Genomic DNA, 18,064 nt, shown 5'->3' with positions numbered 1-18,064 from the left:
GTAAATAGGTATATTGCTAATAAATGAAGAGTTGGAAAAATAAAGAAATAAATTAAATTCGTATTCTAGATGGGAACCGCTTTCCATCTAGAATACTTATTATTATAATCTTCTTTCAAAAGGAGTATGAAATACTACTTTTGAAAGAAAAGAAGTATATTCTTTTAAGGAAACACCTAGCACTGCTCTTTCAAGCAATAATGCATTATGTTTTTGAGCTAGAATAGCTACAGCACCAAAATTTCTAAAAGCTTTTAAGGCTTCTGCTTCTTTCAATAGTTCAGTGTTATCAAAGCTTATTTTTAATATAATAGGTGTATTATTTTGATAGCCTGAAAGAACATAGTTAAAAGATAAATTATTTATAGATTTAAGTTCCGTTAAATTCCAATCTATAGCTAGCTCTGTTACAATCTTAGGCAATTTTTCAAGCCAAGCTTTTCCTTGCTCTTTATATATACTGATTATATTATTTTTAGTTGGCTAGAAGAGCCTCATATAAAAGAATTTTGGATAATAGTAAAGAGCATAAAGAAGATATTATAAATTTTATTAATGGTAGGAAACAATATTATTTTTATGGAACAACTTATTATTGGATTGGCTTTATAGATAATAAACCGCTTTGTTTTATTTTATCGGATATTCTTGAAAAAGATCAAAATTTGTCAGATATTCAAAAAAAATATCTATCTAAATCAGGTCATACTATAACTCTTGATTTTGGTATAGGTAATAAAAACTTTTTATGTAAAGGGTTAGCTGGCAATACTCTAGAAGCTTTTATAAAATTTTATCATAAATCTATTGAGCCATTAAGCGATATTTTTTTTATCGATCCTGATGAAAATAACCCACGGGCTATACATGTTTATAATAAAGCCGGTTTCAAGCAAGTTGGAAAATATGAAGCACAAAGCGGTGCATTTAAAGGTAGTACAAATTATTTAATGGTAAAAAATATTAATTTATAATGTTTTTGAGTATATTCCTTTTAATAAAAAATGAAGCTAATAATATAAATAATAAACAGTAAAAATAAAAGGGATATATAAATAAGAAAATGGAATAGAAATTAAAAATTTAGATAATTTATTCTTTTAATAGTTGCTTAAGCTAAATTATATTATATATTATTAGTTGTATAAAACATAATTGTATTATTAGAAAATAAACATATGAATATTAACCCTTTATTAATAGAAAAACTTGCAGCTGAAGCATTTTGGTACTTTACATACAAATATGGAATAAAAAATACAGGTTTTCCTACTTCTGTGCATAGTATTCCCTCGTTAATGTGGTCTAAGGAGATCGCTAAAAAGAAATTAATGCAGCTAGGCATCACTGAAGAAAAAACAGTAGAACTGATTTATTATTTGGTTGCAGAGAATATTGCAGTTCACGGTCAAGAAGAAAGAAATATTATTGGCTTAGTATACGTTGAAGATTTTGAGGAATGTAAAGAAAAAGATTTTCCTTACACAAATTTTATTGAGCAATTAGCTTTTGATAGTGATGAAAAGTGTGATTACAACATTAATATAAAAGGAACTTTTTCTTATAACGGTACATTACTTTTAAGAACTCCTTTTCCTGCAGGAATACTACTTAAAGAAGATCCTATAAAATCAAATTTAAAATTATTAATTCAAAATACAACTACTGCTTTAGGGTTTGAAAAAACAATAATTATGTTGCCTGGTAATATAACTATTTTACCCGATAATCCTTACGGCTATAAAGTATTTGCTTCAGGTATATTTCATATTCCTACCAAAGGACCTATTAGTACTATTTGGAAAAAAATTATTCCGAATAGTACTTGCATTCTTGAACAAATAGATTTTAATGATAGCAACGGTAACGAAAATTCCATTATAATTAATAATAAAAAAAGTGGGGTATTTTTTAGATAAAAAATACGGCATTACTGACTAAGTATAGAGAAGTATAGAAAGAAGTGTTAAAGTTAAAGAAAAAGGGTTTTAAAATGGAAGGAAAATGTAAGAGCTGCGGGTCAGCAGAGAGAGTAAAAACGGTTATGTAAAAAGGAAGCAAAGATATAAATATAAGAGTTGCGGGAAGAGTTATAGAGAAGGAGATTTAAGAGAAAGATATAGTACAGAACAAAAACTCAGAGTAATTAAATGGTATCTGGAAAGAGCTGGTATAATGTCAATAGAGAGAATGGAGAATGTGCCAAATCCATTAATAATAAAATGGATACGTAAATTTTCAAAAATATTGCGTCAACGTTTAAATGAGATAGAGATACCTGAAGATGTAAAGAAAATAGAGATAATAGAATTAGACGAGTTATTTTCGTATTGTCAAAAAAAACTAACAAAGTCTATGTATGGCTTGCTGTTGATAGAGTCCGAAATCAAGTTGTTGACTTTGAAGTGAGTAAAGGACGAGATATTAGTTCATATTTACCTATGGCTTTAAGGCTCGAGGAGAATTATGAGATAGATATTTCATGCAGCGATCATTACGATGTTTATGGAGCATATAAGATAGCAAAACGGCATTATTTTACTAAAAAAGAAACTGCTTTAGTAGAGTCATTTAACTCTCTAATACGGAATTATCTTGCTAGATTCAATCGTAAAACTAAGCGATACAGTAAGGCTATTGATATGATCTATAACTCTATTCTTCTACTTTTTAATAAAAATTTATTACTATCAGTCGTTACTTAGCAATACCATTTTTCAAGCCAAGCTTTTCCTTGCTCTTTATATTTACTAATTATATTATTTTTAAATATATCCATACTAATATTATATTATGAAATTTTTTGAAAACCAAAATAATAATAAACCTAAATTATTTATCTTTTATTTAGGAGGAAAAATCGATAAATGCAATATAGAAATTCATGATGTAGTGTTTGTTATAGGACAATCTGATATTGAAATAGCAAATAAAGTTAAAGAAAAATGGATTGGCAACCCTAAATCTTTCCATATAGATTCTTGGTTTATGATAGAAAATATTGATGGATTTGAGATAGAAGTTAATCAAGGCAAAATAAAACCAACGCCTAATAGTTTATTTTTTGTCAATTTAGGTTATTACCTACAAGATAATTTTGGCGAAAGTCATTTTATGACTTTAACAGTAGCAAAATCTAGAGCAGAAGCAATAAAAGCAGCAAGGAATAAACTTTTTGCTAATCACCAAATGTTACATACAGATAATATATATGATATTGATGAATGCATAAAACTAGAACAGATTAGTAATTATTATATATCACTAAAATATACTGGTAATGCAAAACCAAACGTTATAAATAACGGATATCAGAAATTAAGTTATTAATCATAATTTTTATTTAAAATAAAATCTTCTAATTTAGGCGTATTTTTAGGATCGATTTCAAAGTCAGGAATATAAGGTATATTGTCGCCTCGATTGCGATTCCTATAAACCTTAATAGGAAAAGAAAAAACGCCTAGCTTACTTGGTAGCTCGACCGTTCTTAATTCCATATATAACCGATCTGCCTTTGTAGTCTTTCCTACAAGAATTACATTTTGAGTCATTATTTCTAACTCATCGATAAAATCAAGTGTGCTACTTACATTTTTCTCATCAATAATTATAACAATTTTTGCTTTAACCGGATTTAGTAAAGAAGTATTTAAGGGTAAAGATTTATCAAATAGTAACTCTCTATAATAAGGTTGCTTTTCTTGTAAATTTTTCTCTAAACCTTCAATAATATTTTTAAGACAAGGATTTTGATATCGTTTATATAAATTTTTAACATGATTTAAATTATTAAGGCTTACCCGCCAATCTACATAAACATTTTTATAAGCTAGATTTCTTTGTTGTGTAGCATAATTTTTCCCAAATAATTGGTTAATAAGTTCGCTACCATAATCAGAGTTTCCTCCTTGATTACCCCTTAAATCAAAAACTATTATATTCTTTTTTCTAAAGTTTTTAATTGCAGCAAGAAGTGAATTAAATTCTTGTTGTTGCGATTCAGTTAAATCAAAGTTAGGTAACTCTATCCAAACAATATTTTTAAGAAAATACTTAATTTGAAATGGTTTAAAATTATAAGGTATTATTTTTGGCATTTCATTATACCAATTAACGCTTAAATGAGTATCGTTAAAAGTGCTGATAAAAGCTTCTATAATTTGCTTAGGGTTTTGTTGAGATGTTTTATAAAAAGCTTTGTTTGCTTTTAGATAATTATGTTTAAGGTTTTCCTTAAATGTAGGGTCTTCTTTATTAAAAATACCAGGATGATTTTCTTGAATTTCGTTATAAATATATTTAAGATCGCTGTTTCTGTGATTATCATTCTGACAGCTAGTTAAAAAAATAATACTAAAAAATATATAAAGAAAAATCATATCTTATGTATCTACTCAGATAGAACTTGAAAAATTGGCTACGTCGTCTTATAAGATCGCAGGTAGCCACGTATTAAGTATACGCTTCGCTCAGAGGGCTTTAGACCGATTACTCTTTTCCAAGTTGATCTTCGTATACCCAACTCTTCATTTATTAGGAGTATATAATAAAATGATTGAATGTCCTAACGATGCTTTTTGTCGCTCATAGCTCATTTTATTATTTATAGTCTCTACTTTTTGTAATTGAACTTAATTTTTTGAGTATAAAAAGAAGATTTAACAAGAGGAATTAAAAAATTTGCATTGCAAGCTTGGCAGCGACTTACTCTCCCATGCCTTATGACATAGTACCATTAGCGCTATGAGGTTTCACGTTCGAGTTCGGGATGGGATCGTGTGTTTCACTCATGCTATAACCACCAAGCTAGCAATACAAACTTTTTAAATAGTAGATTTGTATTGGTTGCTGTTAGTGTTGTTGCATGGCTTAATTATCTTGTATCACAATTTGTATCCTGAGATCCCGTGGACAAGCCACGAGATGACATTATATTTTACTGGATCTCGTGGTCAAGCCACGGGATAACAATCATGCAACAACACTTTTATTAATTGATAAAGCTATTTTAACCTGATAACTTTGTGAGTTGATACTGACATATTATAGAATAAACACTATATACATGTGTAATCTCACAGCAAAGTAAATCAATCGAGCTATTAGTATCAGTTAGCTACACACATTACTGTGCTTCCACACCTGACCTATCAACGTGGTGGTCTTCCACGGCTCTAATAGGGAAGTCTAGTTTTGAGGTGGGTTTCCTGCTTAGATGCATTCAGCGGTTATCCCTTCCGTACTTAGCTACCCAGCTGTGCCGTTGGCACGACAACTGGTCCACCAGGGGTACGTCCACCTCGGTCCTCTCGTACTAAAGGCAGATCCTCTCAAACTTCCTACACCCACGGCAGATAGGGACCGAACTGTCTCACGACGTTCTAAACCCAGCTCACGTACCACTTTAATCGGCGAACAGCCGAACCCTTGGGACCTTCTCCAGCCCCAGGATGTGATGAGCCGACATCGAGGTGCCAAACGATTTCGTCGCTATGGACGCTTGGAAATCATCAGCCTGTTATCCCCGGAGTACCTTTTATTCGTTGAGCGATGGCCCTTCCACTCGGGACCACCGGATCACTATGACCGACTTTCGTCTCTGCTCGTCTTGTCAGACTCGCAGTCAGGCTAGCTTATGCCATTGCACTCTAAAAGTTGATTTCCGACCAACCTGAGCTAACCATCGCGCGCCTCCGTTACTCTTTGGGAGGCGACCGCCCCAGTCAAACTACCCACCATGCATTGTCTCGGATCCTGATTCAAGGATCTCGGTTAGATGTCAAGAACCAAAAGGGTGGTATCTCAAGGATGACTCCACAAAGGCTGACGCCTCTGCTTCATAGTCTCCCACCTATCCTGCACATTTGATTCCTAACACCAGTGCAAAGCTATAGTAAAGGTTCACGGGGTCTTTCCGTCTGACCGCGGGAACTCCGCATCTTCACGGAGAATTCAATTTCGCTAAGTCGATACTGGAGACAGCGGGGAAATCGTTACGCCATTCGTGCGGGTCGGAACTTACCCGACAAGGAATTTCGCTACCTTAGGACCGTCATAGTTACGGCCGCCGTTCACTGGGACTTCAATTCAGAGCTTGCACCCCTCCTCTTAATCTTCCAGCACTGGGCAGGCGTCAGACCCTATACTTCGTCTATTGACTTTGCAGAGCCCTGTGTTTTTAATAAACAGTCGCTACCCCCTAGCTTGTGCCACCCACAAATGGTTGCCCATATGTAGGTCATCTTTCTTCCGAAGTTACAGATGCAATTTGCCTAGTTCCTTCAGCATCGTTTTCTCAAGCGCCTTGGTATACTCTACCTGTCCACCTGTGTCGGTTTCGGGTACGGTCTATAATGAAGGTGTTATTTCCTGGAAAATATTCGCTGCACAATCAATCCAATAAGACTGTACAACTTACTACTTTCGTCACATCCTTCAGGTTCAGGAATATTAACCTGATTCCCATCGATTACGCCTTTCAGCCTCACCTTAGGGACCGACTAACCTTGCGCAGATTAACTTTACGCAAGAACCCTTGGACTTTCGGCGAGAATGTTTCTCGCATTCTTTATCGCTACTTATGTCAGCATTCTCACTTCCGATACCTCCAGCAAACCTTACGGTTCACCTTCACAGGCTTACGGAACGCTCCGCTACCACTCACACTAAATGTGTGAATCCGCATCTTCGGTACATGACTTGAGCCCCGTTACATTGTTGGCGCAAGAAAACTTATTTAGACTAGTGAGCTATTACGCTTTCTTTAAATGATGGCTGCTTCTAAGCCAACATCCTAGTTGTTTTGGTCTTCTCACATCCTTTAACACTTAGTCATGATTTAGGGACCTTAGATGGCGGTCTGGGCTTTTTCCCTCTCGACTATGGACCTTAGCACCCATAGTCTGTCTGCTATGCTATACTCATCGGCATTCGGAGTTTGATTGAGTTTGGTAAGTCTGTGGGACCCCCTAGCTCATTCAGTGCTCTACCTCCGATGGTAACCGCTATAACGCTCTACCTAAATAGATTTCGCGGAGAACCAGCTATATCCGAGTTTGATTGGTCTTTCACCCCTAACCACAGCTCATCCCCTACTTTTTCAACAGTAGTGGGTTCGGTCCTTCAGCGGATTTTACTCCGCTTTCAACCTGGCCATGGCTAGATCACTCGGTTTCGGGTCTAATTCATCTAACTATAGTCGCCCTATTCAGACTCGCTTTCGCTACGCCTACACCTAACGGCTTAAGCTTGCTAGATAAACTAAGTCGCTGACCCATTATACAAAAGGTACGCCGTCACAAGACATAAATGCTTGCTCCGACTGCTTGTAAGCATTTGGTTTCAGATACTATTTCACTCCCCTTGTCGGGGTACTTTTCACCTTTCCCTCACGGTACTTGTTCACTATCGGTCACTAGAGAGTACTTAGGCTTAGAGGGTGGTCCCCCTATGTTCAGACAGGATTTCACGTGTCCCGCCTTACTCAAGGACTTCAAACTTTTTACCTATACGGGACTATCACCCTCTACGGTCAACCTTTCCATGTTGTTTTAGTTATTTTTTTGAAGCCACTGGCCTGGTCCGCGTTCGCTCGTCACTACTAACGGAGTCTCGGTTGATGTCCTTTCCTCCAGCTACTTAGATATTTCAGTTCGCTGGGTTTGCCTCATATAGCTATGTATTCACTATACAATACCTAATAAATTAGGTGGGTTTCCCCATTCGGAAATTTTCGGATCAAAGCTTATTCGCAGCTCCCCGAAGCTTATCGCAGCGTATTACGTCCTTCATCGCCTTCTAATGCCAAGGCATCCACCAAATGCTCTTATTATATTTACTTACGCTTTATTACTTGAGATTACACGATGCATACAGAATTAATTTTACAATTTCTTCAGTATCTAACTCACGATATAAATTTTTATTATCGCGGTGTATTTAGTTTTTAGCTTTATCAACTTTTTAAACAGCTACAAAGTTTTGTGTTTCAAACCTTGTGTGATTGATTTTATATCCATAATTTCGAATGTTGTCAAACACTATTTTAAATAATTTTTAAATTTCTTTTTTACGATAAGAATAAAATATTATTTTAACTTCTTTTAAGAATCGACTTTTTTGGCTTTCCATTAGGACTTATTGCACTTTTTGGAACTTTTACATCTCTACCTGAATCTTCAAAAAAGAATCCATCTTTTTGTAAAATTTTATTCACTTTCTTCAATTCTCCTTGCCTATATTACTAAGCCTTTCTCTGTTTTAACAAACAATAACTTACCATTTTTTCGTAATACTATCTCTTCATCGGCTTCAAAATTTTTAGATATTTTTAAATTACCCTCCTTATCAAACTTGCCTAAAATATCTTTTTGTAAATCGGCAAATTCTGCAAAAGCGTATAATTTTAAATTTTGTTTTATCTGTTCAGGTTCAGTTATATATTCCCCAGCTTTATTAATAAAACCAGTTATCTCATATCTGAAATCTTTACCATGCAGAGTTTTTTTAACAAGAAACTGAGTTTCAGTAAGTAATTTAGTTTCATTTTCTACCTCATCGTCAACTATATTAATTATTTTTCTCTTTATAGAATAGATATCGCTATTTTTATCGAGTTTTGGATCAAACTCTTTAATTTGTGGATTTTCATTAAATCGAACTGATTTTTTATTTTTAGTCATAATCACCTCTGTTAAAGATTTTTTAATAATAATCAAGAATAGCTTGATATTAAACTAATGTAAAATATTTACGCTGCTTCAAAAGAAAGTTGATAAACTAATCATTAGTTTAATTTATATTAATATTTATTATACTGAAATCTTAATTATTATAAACTTTTTGTTGACAAACTTTAGAACCATATTATATGGTAATGCACTAAAAGTTAATTTATAATTATTAAAGGAAATTATTTATGCATGGAAAATTAAATTTTGATAGTCATAACACAGATATTTTTAATTTAAATTTACAAGGTTTAATTACTCAATTAAAAAATATAAAAAAAGTAGAATTTGTTAAAACTAGTAAAGCAAATAATAGTTATATTGATATTATAAGATGTGCAATTGATCAAGCTATAACAGATAGTCACGACCCTGAAAATGAAGAAATAACAGCATTACTTCCTATTGCTATTAAAACAATTAAAAAGTTAGCTGACTCCCCTGAAAGAGTGAAAGAACTAAAACGTTTAGAGGCAACTGATTTAGATATCGCTTTTATTAAAGGTGATTTTGAAAGTGTAAAAAACCTGACCAGCAATAATATAGAAACAAACTTAGATTCATGAATTTTGCTATAAATCAAGATAATTTTAAGTATAACTTAACTCTTAAAATTAATGAAAAAGATATACCTCTTTATTCATTATTTAGTAATATATTTACCGAAATTACTAGTATAGATAAAAATAACTTAGCTTTTATTATACAAGATGATGGGGGGAAAACTTGGAATTATAATAGTTGTAATTATGAATATAATAATTTACGCCCTTTATTTGATCAATTAGTAACATATGGCACCGGTTCTAAATATCTTTTTTCAGACCAAATATCTGAAACACTTCAAAAAGAAGCAAAAAATATTAGAGACTAAAAACTAGATTTTGTTTTTGTAATGATTCATTCTCATGACTCAAAAGAAGAAGGAAAATTACAAAAAGTAATATCAGAATTTCCAGATGATTTAGCAAAGGAAACTGTATATCTTATTAGAAGTTGCTATTCAGGTCAATATCATAAAGCTTGGGAAGAAAGCAGCAAAAATGCTATTTTATTCACCACTGCTAGCGAAAACGAGTCTTCTTTAGTTACAAGTTTTAATTGTGAAAAATTTAGCGAATTTTTTGCAAATCAACAAGTAGATACTAAAACACTTGTAGAATTTCTTTCTAATTATGATGGATCTACGCCTCACATTAGTGGAAATTATGAAGGCAAGTTTATTCAGTATATGCCGGTAAAAGATTTTCATGAGCAATTAATCTCAAATAACCTTGAAGCCCCAATATTAGAAACCAACATAAATGATGATATTATAGGCTTAGGCGAAACTATATTTGATCACGTAGAATTATACTCATAATTTTATTTATAAGATAATAGTAATTTTTAAATTACTATTATCTTATTTTATTACCATTTACCTAAAAGCGGATTTGTAATATTTTTAGCAAATTTTCTTTTTATGTAAACACCTATTAAAAATGTTAACATAGTGGTTGGAACATAGCGGATAATCGTTGGTAAATATTTAATCAAGGTTTTATTAGGAATTAAATCTGCAAACTGATCACTTACACCATCTACTAGATTTCTACTTTTATCCCTTAACATATTTATTGTACGATATCTATTTTTGTATTTTAGATAACATCTGATAGCTTCAATAATAATAGAAATTACTATAGATGCTATACCGATATTCATAAGAGAACAGAATTTTACCGCATCCGCAACATAAAGATAATTAGCAGCAATTATTAAAGCTAAACCTAGAACATTGAAAAAATATACAAACGGCTTACCGTAAGATTTTTTTTCCTGCTCCATGCTACTTTTTAATAACTCAAATATTAGAGATTTTAACATTGAACTACCTATTTCATAAGAATAGCGAGTAACACACCTGCACCAAAAGCGTAGGCGAGATTCCGCAAAGGGTGGTCACGTGTCGACTCACATAAATCAGCTACATTAGCTTTACCTTTTTCTATTCCTTTATGTTTGTAATGATCCATAACAGATGATAAATTATCTAGCTGCTCGTCTAGGATGTCACCAGATTTACCTTTTAAATTATGTAACCTTGAAACTAGGCTCTCTATATCTTTTTTGATTCCTTCGATATCTTCTTTAGCAGAACCAACTTTTAAGTCTTTCATAATTTACTCCTTTATTAATTTATGTATTTATTAAGCAAATTATTTTGCTTATAGTTAGATGATACACCTCTAAAATCTTCTTTACAATAGCTTAATTACATTATTTTTATTTAACCAAATTGCTTTTTCCATTCTTTCTTCATAGCTTTATATTTCTCATTTTCTTCCGCTTCTTGCCATTTTTTAAAAAATATCTCAGCACTTATGGCTTTTTCAGGATCACCTGTTCCTTTTTCTAACTGCTCGTAATCATGCTCAGCATCATATTTTTTACCCCCCTTATAATTAGTGTAACGTCTGCTTCTGGTAAAACCCATTTGTAAATATTTACGAGCCATATCTGCCCCCACAAAATCATCATCATTTAAATACTCCAAAAACATATCATATATTTTTTCACTACTTTCTTTAGCAATTTCAGGGGTTTTAAACTTCCAGAAAGGTAATATTTCATTTTTATAAGGCTGACAAATAAGCACGCCTTGCTCACCTTTCCCTACTCTATATTTTTCAGGCTCCTTGCGATAATCAATATCGTTTTTCCATCTATAATTTTTATTGTCGAAATTTAAATAACTTGGCTTCTGCATAAAAAATGATATTTATATTTATTATTTATTTTAATTATTTTGTTAGATGTTAGCAAACCTAATAAAAAAGTTACTACCTTTAGTTCCTACTCTACCAGGAATATATTTAATGTATAATTCTGATAAGGAAATTATTTATATAGGTAAAGCTAAAAATTTAAAAAAACGTTTAAACTATTATAGTAAAAATAATTTGCGTGGCAGAATAGCTAGAATGGTGCGTCAAGTTTATTTAGTTGAATATAAAGTTACTACTTCAGAAAGCGAAGCTTTTTTGCTGGAAACACAATTAATTAGGCAACATCAACCACGTTTTAATATATTACTTAGACGAGATAAATCAGCTAGCTATATAAAGCTACGATCAGACCATGACTTCCCTACATTAGTAAAATGTTATGTAGATAATTCAACAGGAAATAAATTGTTTGGACCTTTCACCTCTGGACATCAAATCGACTTGATCATTACAGAGTTACAAAAAATCTTTAAGCTACGAACTTGTAGCGATAGCGATTTTGCCTTTAGAAAACGTCCGTGTTTAGAATATGAAATTGGCAAATGCTTTGCTCCTTGCACAGGTAATATTTCTAAAGAAGATTATGCCGAATTGATAGAACAGATTAACGATTTTTTATCAAGCAATATAGAAAAATTACTAGGAAAATTAGCTCTTAAAATGCAGACTCTAAGCGATGATTCTCATTTTGAAAAAGCAGCTTTGATTAGAGATAGAATTAATCTTATAAAATTATCTAAATTACGTATCGGAAAACAATATGAAAGGATAATAGATGCTAATGTGCTTATTATTACTGAAGAAAATGATAGATTTTATATTAAGGTTACACTTTACAGGGGAGGACAGAAATGGGGGGAGCAAAACTATTCCCCCATTTATAGCAGAACAAGCACTAAATTAAAAGTTTTAGAGTCTTTTATTGGACAGTTTTATCAAACAAGAAAACCTGCTAAAGAAATAATAATTAACGTACCGATACAAAATTCTGAATCAATTATTAGTTTTCTTAAAAAACTATATAATATAAAAACTAAATTTATAATTCCAAAAAGAGGAAGCAAAGCCCAGATATTGAGGGATTTACTTACTACCGAATGAAGAAACAATTTTGTTAATTAAGGATTCGATATTAATTGCCGATTGAGTATATTTTATTTCCTCATTAGGTGTTAAATCATCATTATCGTTTCCTGGTACGATTGCAATATATTTACCTCCGAGTAAACCACTAGTAACTACTTGAGCTTTTGAGTCTTTAGGTATTTTAACATTCTCATTGACATTTAAATATACAGTAGCAAAATAGCTGGTTGGATCTAAAAAAATCTTTTTAACATTACCGATTTTTATACCTGAAATCATCACGTCACTTCCGACTGATATCCCTTCCGCACTTTGAAAGCTGGCAGTGAGCTGATAGCCTTTGGCATTAGTCATAGAACTGCCAGTTTTATAAGCAAAAATTAAGAATAGGAAAGCAATAATTAATACTGCAAAACCAATAATTGTTTCAATAATATTTTGTTTCATTGTTTTTTATACCAAATAGTTAATTTATGGTTGCCATCTACTATATCTAGCATTTGACGATTTAGATGATTTTTGGCTTATTTTGTTACTTTCTTGCCAAAAAAAAAGCTTAACATTTCTCGGCACTTCATTTACTAAATGATGCAGCCATGCATGCCAACTTGGCGAAATTTTTGTTGGTTCGTTAGCATTTTTATAAATAACAAATCTTTTAGGACGCCCTAAATAGTCAAGCTTCTTACTTTCGTAATATTGGTTTAGTAACTCATCTTCTCCTACTTTTTTATGAAAAAAAGTAATAAAAAACTTATTTATCCACGACATTTTAAAATTTCTATAGCAGTTTGTCTTCCTTGTACTGCAAGTTTATCAGCAGCAATATTACCGCTATTACTTGCATGTCCTTTTACCCATTTCCAAATGATAGTATGTTTGCTTAATTCTTCGTACAAATTTTGCCATAAATCAGCATTTTTAACGGGTTCATTGTTGCTTTTACACCAGTTGTTTTTTATCCAATTATGGATCCAAACGGTAATACCTTGTTGTAAATATTTACTATCAGTATAAATTTCCACATGACAAGGTTTTTTTAGAATTTTTAGTGCTTCAAGAGCTGCTGTAATTTCCATACGGTTATTAGTAGTCTCAAGCTCATGTCCAAATATTTCCTTATTCACCTCATTAAATTGAAGTAACGCTCCCCACCCTCCTGGACCTGGATTACCAGAACATGCACCATCGGTATATATAACTACTTTCGATATATCTTCTTTCAATATTTTAACTAGGTTTAATAGGTTTAGACTTAGAAGAGTTACGGAATTTATCTAGCATAATAACATTTTTTGACAATAAAGCTTCATCAATTTTATCATTATTTTCTTCTTCCAAAATTTGCTTTTCTATTTTCAATATTTCAGCTGTATTATTATTTTGGATATTTAATTGCTGATTAAAAGTAAAACTATAACTATTGCTTGAATCAACAAAACTAATAAGAGCATCAAATGGTATATAAATTGTTTCCTTAATGCCGCTAAAACTTAACATTACAGAAAATCCGGTATCTTTTACTATTATATTCTCAAATTGATTCTGAAGTACTATCGTTATTTCTTTTGGGTATGCTTGTCTAACTTTTAAAGGCAAAATGACAGCTGGATGATCGGTCTTATATGATATATATATTAATTGGTCCCAATATAAATTTTCATGCTGAATCCTTGCCAAAACCTTTTTTACAAATTCCAACATAGATTCATTTAAAAATTTTTTATATTCGATATTCATATATAAAAGAACTAAATAATAGTAAGTAAGTAGACGAAGTTTTATTTGGAAAAGAGCAAGGCGTTTTGAAGCTTTTAACCGCAGCGTATACTTAATACGTGAGGATTAAAAGCAAAAAACAACGACGCCAATTTTTCAAATAAAACGAGTATACATGAGGGTTTTTCTGTTGCCCGGTAAACCCCCAAACCGCGCAGGTTTATGCTACAGCTAAAGCTGGAGTACCTGCAGAACGATAGTTATCGTTTGCGTTTCTTTGTTTTGACCCGTAAGGCAAAAGCCTGCGGCGGAATCATCCCGAGTAAAAGCAATTTTTTTATTAGGCACGTCGATCCTATTTCGCCCCCTCAAAATACTACTTATCTTTTAAAAATTGCTCTTTCATTTTATCAGGGATTCGTGATGCTCACGTATTAAGTATACGCTCCGCTCACTCACCCATCAAAATAAAATTCAATTTTTAAAATACAAGCAGTATTTGCATCATATTGTTATACGAAGATCAATTTCAAAAAGAGCAAGGCGTCCACAAGACGAGGAACGGAGCGTATACTTAATACGTGAGTACCGGAGTACTTGTAGGACAACGTAGCAAATTTTTGAAATTCATCGAGTATGAGTATTGGTGGAGGCGTCGGGTACTGCCCCCGAGTCCGCAACCTCTATTCTAAATTACGTTTATTACTATAGCTATATTAGCACTTACTATTATCGCTTAATTTGATTAATTTGTAAAGGTTTTATAGATTTATATTTAAAATACGCTTATAATCAATATTAGATTTTAAATTACAAACTATTTTATGCTCCCAAATCTTGGAATTATTGCTGGTAAAGGTTCATTACCTTCTTTAATAGCAGGTAATTATAGAAAACAAGGTGGTAATTGTTATATAGCTGCGATAGAGGGCGAAGCTGATATAGAGTTAATTAAAGACTTTGAGTATCAACCTCTTAAAATCGGTATGGTTGGAGCAGCTATTAAATATTTTACACAACATAACGTAAAAAATATTATTCTTATAGGAGGAGTCGATAGACCAAATTTTAAAAATTTAGCAGTGGATAAAATAGGTAGTTTATTACTTCTTAAAATAATTAGCCAAAAAATTCGTGGGGATGATAATTTATTAAGAATAGTAGCTAAATTCTTTGAGAATTATGGTTTTAAGATAATTTCAAGTAGTGAGATATATCAAAATCAACAATGTGATTCTAATATTATAACTGATACTAGCCCTACAAATTCTGATAAAAAAGATATTGAATTTGGGGTAAAATTATTAAATCATTTAAGTAAATTTGATATTGGTCAGTCGGTTATAGTTGAAGATGGTTATGTGCTTGGCATAGAAGCGGCTGAGGGAACGGATAATTTAATAGCTAGATGTGCAGACTTACGTAAAAAATCTTGCGGTGGAGTGCTTATTAAACTTTCAAAAATAGGACAAGATAATAGGCTAGATTTACCAACTATAGGCGTTAATACTATAAAAAATCTTGCTAAATATAATTACAAAGGCGTTGCAATTCAAAAAAACCAAGTAATTATAGCTGAAGAAGAGAAAACTATAAAACTCGCTAATGAACATAAAATTTTTATAACAAAATGTTAGCAATAGGTATTACCGGTAGCTATGCATCGGGCAAAACTTTTATTTTGGATTATTTAGCAGAAAAAGGATATAAGACTTTTTGTGCCGATAGATGTATAAAAGAATTATATCAAGATTCAAAGATCCAAACCGGTATTTTAAAATTATTGCCGGAGCTTGAAACTTTTAACATTGGAAAGATTAGTAATTTAATTTATAACAATGATCTCGCACGTGAGAAATTACAAAACTTTATTTATCCACTCCTAATAGATAAGCTAATTCAATTTAAACAGGAAAACATAAAATCCAAATTCGGATTTGCCGAAATACCGCTATTATACGAAGCTAAATTTGATAAATATTTTGATTTTGTCGTGACTGTGCATTGCTCTGAAGAAATAAGAATGCAAAGAGCAACAACCAGATCTTCTTTTGATATGGAAATCTATAACAAGATAAAGGAAATTCAGCTTTCGCAGGAGAGTAAAATAGCAAAAGCAGATTTTGCTATAAATAGCGGCGTTGATATGTTAGAATTAGAAACTCAGATAGCAAAGTTAATAGAGGATTTGGAATGTCAAGTTTAAGAGAAATAATTTTAGATACCGAAACTACGGGACTTGATCCAAAAGGCGGTCACCGAATTGTTGAGATCGGTGCTATTGAAATGGTAAATAAGGTACTAACCGGCAGACATTTTCATTTCTATCTTAATCCAGAACGAGACATGCCATTTGAGGCTTATAGAATTCACGGCATTTCCGGCGAGTTTCTAAAAGATAAACCACTATTTCATACTATTGCAGATGATTTTTTAGAGTTTATTGCCGATAGTAAGCTCGTCATTCATAATGCACCTTTCGATGTTAAATTTCTAAATCATGAATTATCATTATTAAAAAGAGCTGAAATTAAACTCCTAGAACTTGAACATGCTATTGATACTTTAGTGATGGCTAGAAGTATGTTTCCTGGATCAAAATATAGCCTTGATGCTTTATGTAAAAGATTTAAGGTGGATAATTCCGGCAGACAACTTCATGGAGCTCTTAAAGATGCAGCTTTACTTGCTGAAGTATATGTAGAACTAACCGGCGGTAGGCAGTCAGCCTTTAAGATGCTTGATAAAGCTGCTAAGGTAAATAATTTTAGCTATAATCGCTTGGATTCTCAGGCACATAGGAATATTCCCGTTATTAAACCAACAAAAGAAGAATTACAAAAACATAAGGAATTCTTAAGCAAGATTTTAAAACCTGCTTCGTAAAGCGTCATTGCGAGGAGATGCATAGCATCGACGTGACAATCTCAGGAATTTTATACTATTGCATGAGATTGCTTCGTCAATTACTACGTAATTTCCTCGCAATGACGATTATTAACATTCCTAAAACCCAATTATGAAAACCAAACTCACCGTACTCATCACCTTTATAATACTCATCTCTTTAGGTTTTTGGCAGCTTAATCGCTTAAAAGAAAAGAAGCTATTTTTAGCATCGATGCAAGAAAATCTTACCTCCCCTGCAATCGATTTAGCTGAAATTCATGACAACTTACCTTATCAAAAAATAAAACTTAATGGGCATTTTTTACCTGATAAAGACATATATTTATATGGTAGGCGGTCAATGTCGAGTGAAAAGGATGGCTATTATTTAGTTACACCATTTAAGACCGATGAAGACAAAATTATTTTAGTAGCACGTGGTTGGTTTAGTAACCGCAATAAAAATATTATTACACAAGCAACCAATGACCAACCCCATGAGCTTATCGGCGTTACTATGACATCCGAAAAAACTCGTAGCTACTTACCTGCAAATGATATTAAAAACAACGTATGGTTGACCTTAGACTTACAAGAGGCATCTAAAGTTTTAGGATTAAATCTTAAAAATTTTTATCTCATTGAAGAGAGCAAAGATATTAGCAATCTAGATATTTTGCTACCGCTTTCAATAAATCATTTAGCAGCTATTAGAAATGATCATTTAGAATACGCTTTTACTTGGTTTGGACTCGCCGCATCTTTAGTTGTAATTTATGTAATATATAGAAAGAAAAATAACCTTTCCAAAATTTAAATTTTTACTTGCAAAAGCAAAACAAATAAATATTATGAGTATAATTTTTT

General features: G+C 32.2%; 21 protein-coding genes, 2 rRNA genes, 1 other RNA gene and 1 pseudogene. 12 read left to right on the top strand and 13 right to left on the bottom strand.

The window, feature by feature from the left end; all coding sequences use genetic code 11:
- Window positions 1–102: 102 nt before the first annotated feature.
- Entirely contained in the window at window positions 103–423 is a 321-nt protein-coding gene (locus AAHF54_RS01840) for a hypothetical protein (RefSeq protein WP_341788904.1), read from the bottom strand.
- Window positions 424–509: 86 nt separating this feature from the next.
- On the opposite strand from AAHF54_RS01840, the gene AAHF54_RS01835 reads away from it, so the two are divergent.
- From AAHF54_RS01835 to AAHF54_RS01820, 4 genes are all read left to right on the top strand, one after another.
- On the top strand, window positions 510–974 hold the full coding sequence (locus AAHF54_RS01835) for a GNAT family N-acetyltransferase (RefSeq protein WP_342170112.1): 465 nt from the start codon (window positions 510–512) through the stop codon (window positions 972–974).
- Between the two features lie 204 nt (window positions 975–1,178).
- Complete coding sequence (locus AAHF54_RS01830; RefSeq protein WP_341788902.1) at window positions 1,179–1,919, top strand: hypothetical protein; 741 nt, start codon at window positions 1,179–1,181, stop codon at window positions 1,917–1,919.
- Window positions 1,920–2,330: 411 nt separating this feature from the next.
- A complete protein-coding gene (locus AAHF54_RS01825; protein ID WP_341788901.1) occupies window positions 2,331–2,705 on the top strand; it encodes an IS1 family transposase in 375 nt (124 codons plus the stop codon).
- Window positions 2,706–2,793: 88 nt separating this feature from the next.
- Window positions 2,794–3,330 (top strand): DUF1543 domain-containing protein, encoded by a 537-nt coding sequence (locus tag AAHF54_RS01820; protein ID WP_341788900.1) that lies wholly within the window; start codon window positions 2,794–2,796, stop codon window positions 3,328–3,330.
- Here the strand turns inward: AAHF54_RS01820 and AAHF54_RS01815 are convergent.
- The 4 genes and pseudogenes from AAHF54_RS01815 to AAHF54_RS01800 all read right to left on the bottom strand — a co-directional run bounded on the left by AAHF54_RS01815 (window position 3,327) and on the right by AAHF54_RS01800 (window position 8,501).
- Window positions 3,327–4,382, bottom strand: a complete 1,056-nt coding sequence (locus AAHF54_RS01815) for a S41 family peptidase (RefSeq protein WP_342170111.1) — start codon at window positions 4,380–4,382, stop codon at window positions 3,327–3,329. The genes AAHF54_RS01820 and AAHF54_RS01815 overlap by 4 nt on opposite strands.
- A gap of 312 nt (window positions 4,383–4,694) precedes the next feature.
- Window positions 4,695–4,809 (bottom strand): 5S ribosomal RNA (gene rrf / locus AAHF54_RS01810).
- A 275-nt stretch (window positions 4,810–5,084) separates the two neighbouring features.
- Window positions 5,085–7,843: ribosomal RNA gene (locus AAHF54_RS01805) — 23S ribosomal RNA — on the bottom strand.
- Window positions 7,844–8,095: 252 nt separating this feature from the next.
- Window positions 8,096–8,501, bottom strand: a pseudogene (locus AAHF54_RS01800) (hypothetical protein).
- A gap of 419 nt (window positions 8,502–8,920) precedes the next feature.
- Here AAHF54_RS01800 and AAHF54_RS01795 point away from each other — a divergent pair.
- From AAHF54_RS01795 to AAHF54_RS01785, 3 genes are read left to right on the top strand one after another with little or no spacing between them, the layout of a single operon-like run.
- Window positions 8,921–9,298, top strand: a complete 378-nt coding sequence (locus AAHF54_RS01795) for a hypothetical protein (RefSeq protein ID WP_341788898.1) — start codon at window positions 8,921–8,923, stop codon at window positions 9,296–9,298.
- Window positions 9,295–9,606 (top strand): hypothetical protein, encoded by a 312-nt coding sequence (locus AAHF54_RS01790; protein WP_341788897.1) that lies wholly within the window; start codon window positions 9,295–9,297, stop codon window positions 9,604–9,606. The genes AAHF54_RS01795 and AAHF54_RS01790 overlap by 4 nt, the downstream gene beginning before the upstream one ends.
- A gap of 21 nt (window positions 9,607–9,627) precedes the next feature.
- Window positions 9,628–10,095 carry a hypothetical protein gene (locus tag AAHF54_RS01785; RefSeq protein WP_342170110.1) on the top strand — a complete coding sequence of 156 codons (468 nt, stop codon included), beginning with the start codon at window positions 9,628–9,630 and terminating at the stop codon, window positions 10,093–10,095.
- 50 nt (window positions 10,096–10,145) lie between these two features.
- Here AAHF54_RS01785 and AAHF54_RS01780 read toward each other — a convergent pair whose 3' ends face one another.
- The 3 genes from AAHF54_RS01780 to AAHF54_RS01770 all read right to left on the bottom strand — a co-directional run bounded on the left by AAHF54_RS01780 (window position 10,146) and on the right by AAHF54_RS01770 (window position 11,484).
- Window positions 10,146–10,601: a hypothetical protein gene (locus AAHF54_RS01780; RefSeq protein ID WP_341788895.1), complete on the bottom strand. Its 456-nt coding sequence runs from the start codon at window positions 10,599–10,601 to the stop codon at window positions 10,146–10,148.
- A gap of 8 nt (window positions 10,602–10,609) precedes the next feature.
- A complete protein-coding gene (locus tag AAHF54_RS01775) occupies window positions 10,610–10,894 on the bottom strand; it encodes a hypothetical protein (RefSeq protein WP_011477061.1) in 285 nt (94 codons plus the stop codon).
- A gap of 110 nt (window positions 10,895–11,004) precedes the next feature.
- Entirely contained in the window at window positions 11,005–11,484 is a 480-nt protein-coding gene (locus tag AAHF54_RS01770; RefSeq protein ID WP_342170109.1) for a DUF4385 domain-containing protein, read from the bottom strand.
- A gap of 46 nt (window positions 11,485–11,530) precedes the next feature.
- Between AAHF54_RS01770 and AAHF54_RS01765 the strand changes: the two genes are divergently transcribed.
- Window positions 11,531–12,604 carry a GIY-YIG nuclease family protein gene (locus tag AAHF54_RS01765; protein ID WP_341788893.1) on the top strand — a complete coding sequence of 358 codons (1,074 nt, stop codon included), beginning with the start codon at window positions 11,531–11,533 and terminating at the stop codon, window positions 12,602–12,604.
- Here the strand turns inward: AAHF54_RS01765 and mlaD are convergent.
- From mlaD to ssrA, 5 genes are all read right to left on the bottom strand, one after another.
- Window positions 12,587–13,036 (bottom strand): outer membrane lipid asymmetry maintenance protein MlaD, encoded by a 450-nt coding sequence (gene mlaD, locus AAHF54_RS01760; RefSeq protein ID WP_341788892.1) that lies wholly within the window; start codon window positions 13,034–13,036, stop codon window positions 12,587–12,589. The two genes, AAHF54_RS01765 and mlaD, sit on opposite strands and share 18 nt — an antisense overlap.
- Before the next feature lie 24 nt (window positions 13,037–13,060).
- On the bottom strand, window positions 13,061–13,360 hold the full coding sequence (locus AAHF54_RS01755) for an NADH-ubiquinone oxidoreductase subunit NDUFA12 family protein (RefSeq protein WP_342170108.1): 300 nt from the start codon (window positions 13,358–13,360) through the stop codon (window positions 13,061–13,063).
- Window positions 13,348–13,815 (bottom strand): ribonuclease HI, encoded by a 468-nt coding sequence (gene rnhA, locus AAHF54_RS01750; protein WP_011477056.1) that lies wholly within the window; start codon window positions 13,813–13,815, stop codon window positions 13,348–13,350. Before rnhA ends, AAHF54_RS01755 begins: the two co-directional genes overlap by 13 nt.
- 4 nt (window positions 13,816–13,819) lie before the next feature.
- The gene (locus AAHF54_RS01745; protein WP_011477055.1) at window positions 13,820–14,329 is read right to left on the bottom strand and encodes a ClpXP protease specificity-enhancing factor SspB; all 510 of its coding nucleotides are present in this window, start codon (window positions 14,327–14,329) and stop codon (window positions 13,820–13,822) included.
- 154 nt (window positions 14,330–14,483) lie between these two features.
- Window positions 14,484–15,069, bottom strand: a transfer-messenger RNA (tmRNA) gene (gene ssrA, locus AAHF54_RS01740).
- A 63-nt stretch (window positions 15,070–15,132) separates the two neighbouring features.
- On the opposite strand from ssrA, the gene AAHF54_RS01735 reads away from it, so the two are divergent.
- The 4 genes from AAHF54_RS01735 to AAHF54_RS01720 all read left to right on the top strand — a co-directional run bounded on the left by AAHF54_RS01735 (window position 15,133) and on the right by AAHF54_RS01720 (window position 18,014).
- Window positions 15,133–15,945: an LpxI family protein gene (locus AAHF54_RS01735; RefSeq protein ID WP_341788891.1), complete on the top strand. Its 813-nt coding sequence runs from the start codon at window positions 15,133–15,135 to the stop codon at window positions 15,943–15,945.
- Window positions 15,939–16,514 (top strand): dephospho-CoA kinase, encoded by a 576-nt coding sequence (gene coaE, locus AAHF54_RS01730; RefSeq protein WP_342170107.1) that lies wholly within the window; start codon window positions 15,939–15,941, stop codon window positions 16,512–16,514. The genes AAHF54_RS01735 and coaE overlap by 7 nt, the downstream gene beginning before the upstream one ends.
- The gene (dnaQ, locus tag AAHF54_RS01725) at window positions 16,502–17,194 is read left to right on the top strand and encodes a DNA polymerase III subunit epsilon (protein ID WP_341788889.1); all 693 of its coding nucleotides are present in this window, start codon (window positions 16,502–16,504) and stop codon (window positions 17,192–17,194) included. Before coaE ends, dnaQ begins: the two co-directional genes overlap by 13 nt.
- 133 nt (window positions 17,195–17,327) lie before the next feature.
- Window positions 17,328–18,014 (top strand): SURF1 family protein, encoded by a 687-nt coding sequence (locus AAHF54_RS01720; RefSeq protein WP_341788888.1) that lies wholly within the window; start codon window positions 17,328–17,330, stop codon window positions 18,012–18,014.
- The last annotated feature ends 50 nt before the right edge of the window (window positions 18,015–18,064 follow it).

The sequence above is a fragment of the Rickettsia endosymbiont of Seladonia tumulorum genome, from assembly GCF_964030815.1.
GTDB lineage: Bacteria > Pseudomonadota > Alphaproteobacteria > Rickettsiales > Rickettsiaceae > Rickettsia.
Note: the sequence above shows the minus strand (reverse complement) of the source record. Positions and strands in the feature narration are given on the sequence as shown.

Bases quoted from the DNA above. Each gene is read 5' to 3' on its own strand.
- AAHF54_RS01830 (WP_341788902.1), top strand. From the start codon at position 1,179: ATGAATATTAACCCTTTATTAATAGAAAAACTTGCAGCTGAAGCATTT.
- AAHF54_RS01820 (WP_341788900.1), top strand. From the start codon at position 2,794: ATGAAATTTTTTGAAAACCAAAATAATAATAAACCTAAATTATTTATC.
- AAHF54_RS01815 (WP_342170111.1), bottom strand. From the start codon at position 4,382: ATGATTTTTCTTTATATATTTTTTAGTATTATTTTTTTAACTAGCTGT.
- AAHF54_RS01795 (WP_341788898.1), top strand. From the start codon at position 8,921: ATGCATGGAAAATTAAATTTTGATAGTCATAACACAGATATTTTTAAT.
- AAHF54_RS01790 (WP_341788897.1), top strand. From the start codon at position 9,295: ATGAATTTTGCTATAAATCAAGATAATTTTAAGTATAACTTAACTCTT.
- AAHF54_RS01785 (WP_342170110.1), top strand. From the start codon at position 9,628: ATGATTCATTCTCATGACTCAAAAGAAGAAGGAAAATTACAAAAAGTA.
- AAHF54_RS01780 (WP_341788895.1), bottom strand. From the start codon at position 10,601: ATGTTAAAATCTCTAATATTTGAGTTATTAAAAAGTAGCATGGAGCAG.
- AAHF54_RS01775 (WP_011477061.1), bottom strand. From the start codon at position 10,894: ATGAAAGACTTAAAAGTTGGTTCTGCTAAAGAAGATATCGAAGGAATC.
- AAHF54_RS01770 (WP_342170109.1), bottom strand. From the start codon at position 11,484: ATGCAGAAGCCAAGTTATTTAAATTTCGACAATAAAAATTATAGATGG.
- AAHF54_RS01765 (WP_341788893.1), top strand. From the start codon at position 11,531: ATGTTAGCAAACCTAATAAAAAAGTTACTACCTTTAGTTCCTACTCTA.
- mlaD (WP_341788892.1), bottom strand. From the start codon at position 13,036: ATGAAACAAAATATTATTGAAACAATTATTGGTTTTGCAGTATTAATT.
- AAHF54_RS01755 (WP_342170108.1), bottom strand. From the start codon at position 13,360: ATGTCGTGGATAAATAAGTTTTTTATTACTTTTTTTCATAAAAAAGTA.
- AAHF54_RS01745 (WP_011477055.1), bottom strand. From the start codon at position 14,329: ATGAATATCGAATATAAAAAATTTTTAAATGAATCTATGTTGGAATTT.
- AAHF54_RS01735 (WP_341788891.1), top strand. From the start codon at position 15,133: ATGCTCCCAAATCTTGGAATTATTGCTGGTAAAGGTTCATTACCTTCT.
- coaE (WP_342170107.1), top strand. From the start codon at position 15,939: ATGTTAGCAATAGGTATTACCGGTAGCTATGCATCGGGCAAAACTTTT.
- dnaQ (WP_341788889.1), top strand. From the start codon at position 16,502: ATGTCAAGTTTAAGAGAAATAATTTTAGATACCGAAACTACGGGACTT.
- AAHF54_RS01720 (WP_341788888.1), top strand. From the start codon at position 17,328: ATGAAAACCAAACTCACCGTACTCATCACCTTTATAATACTCATCTCT.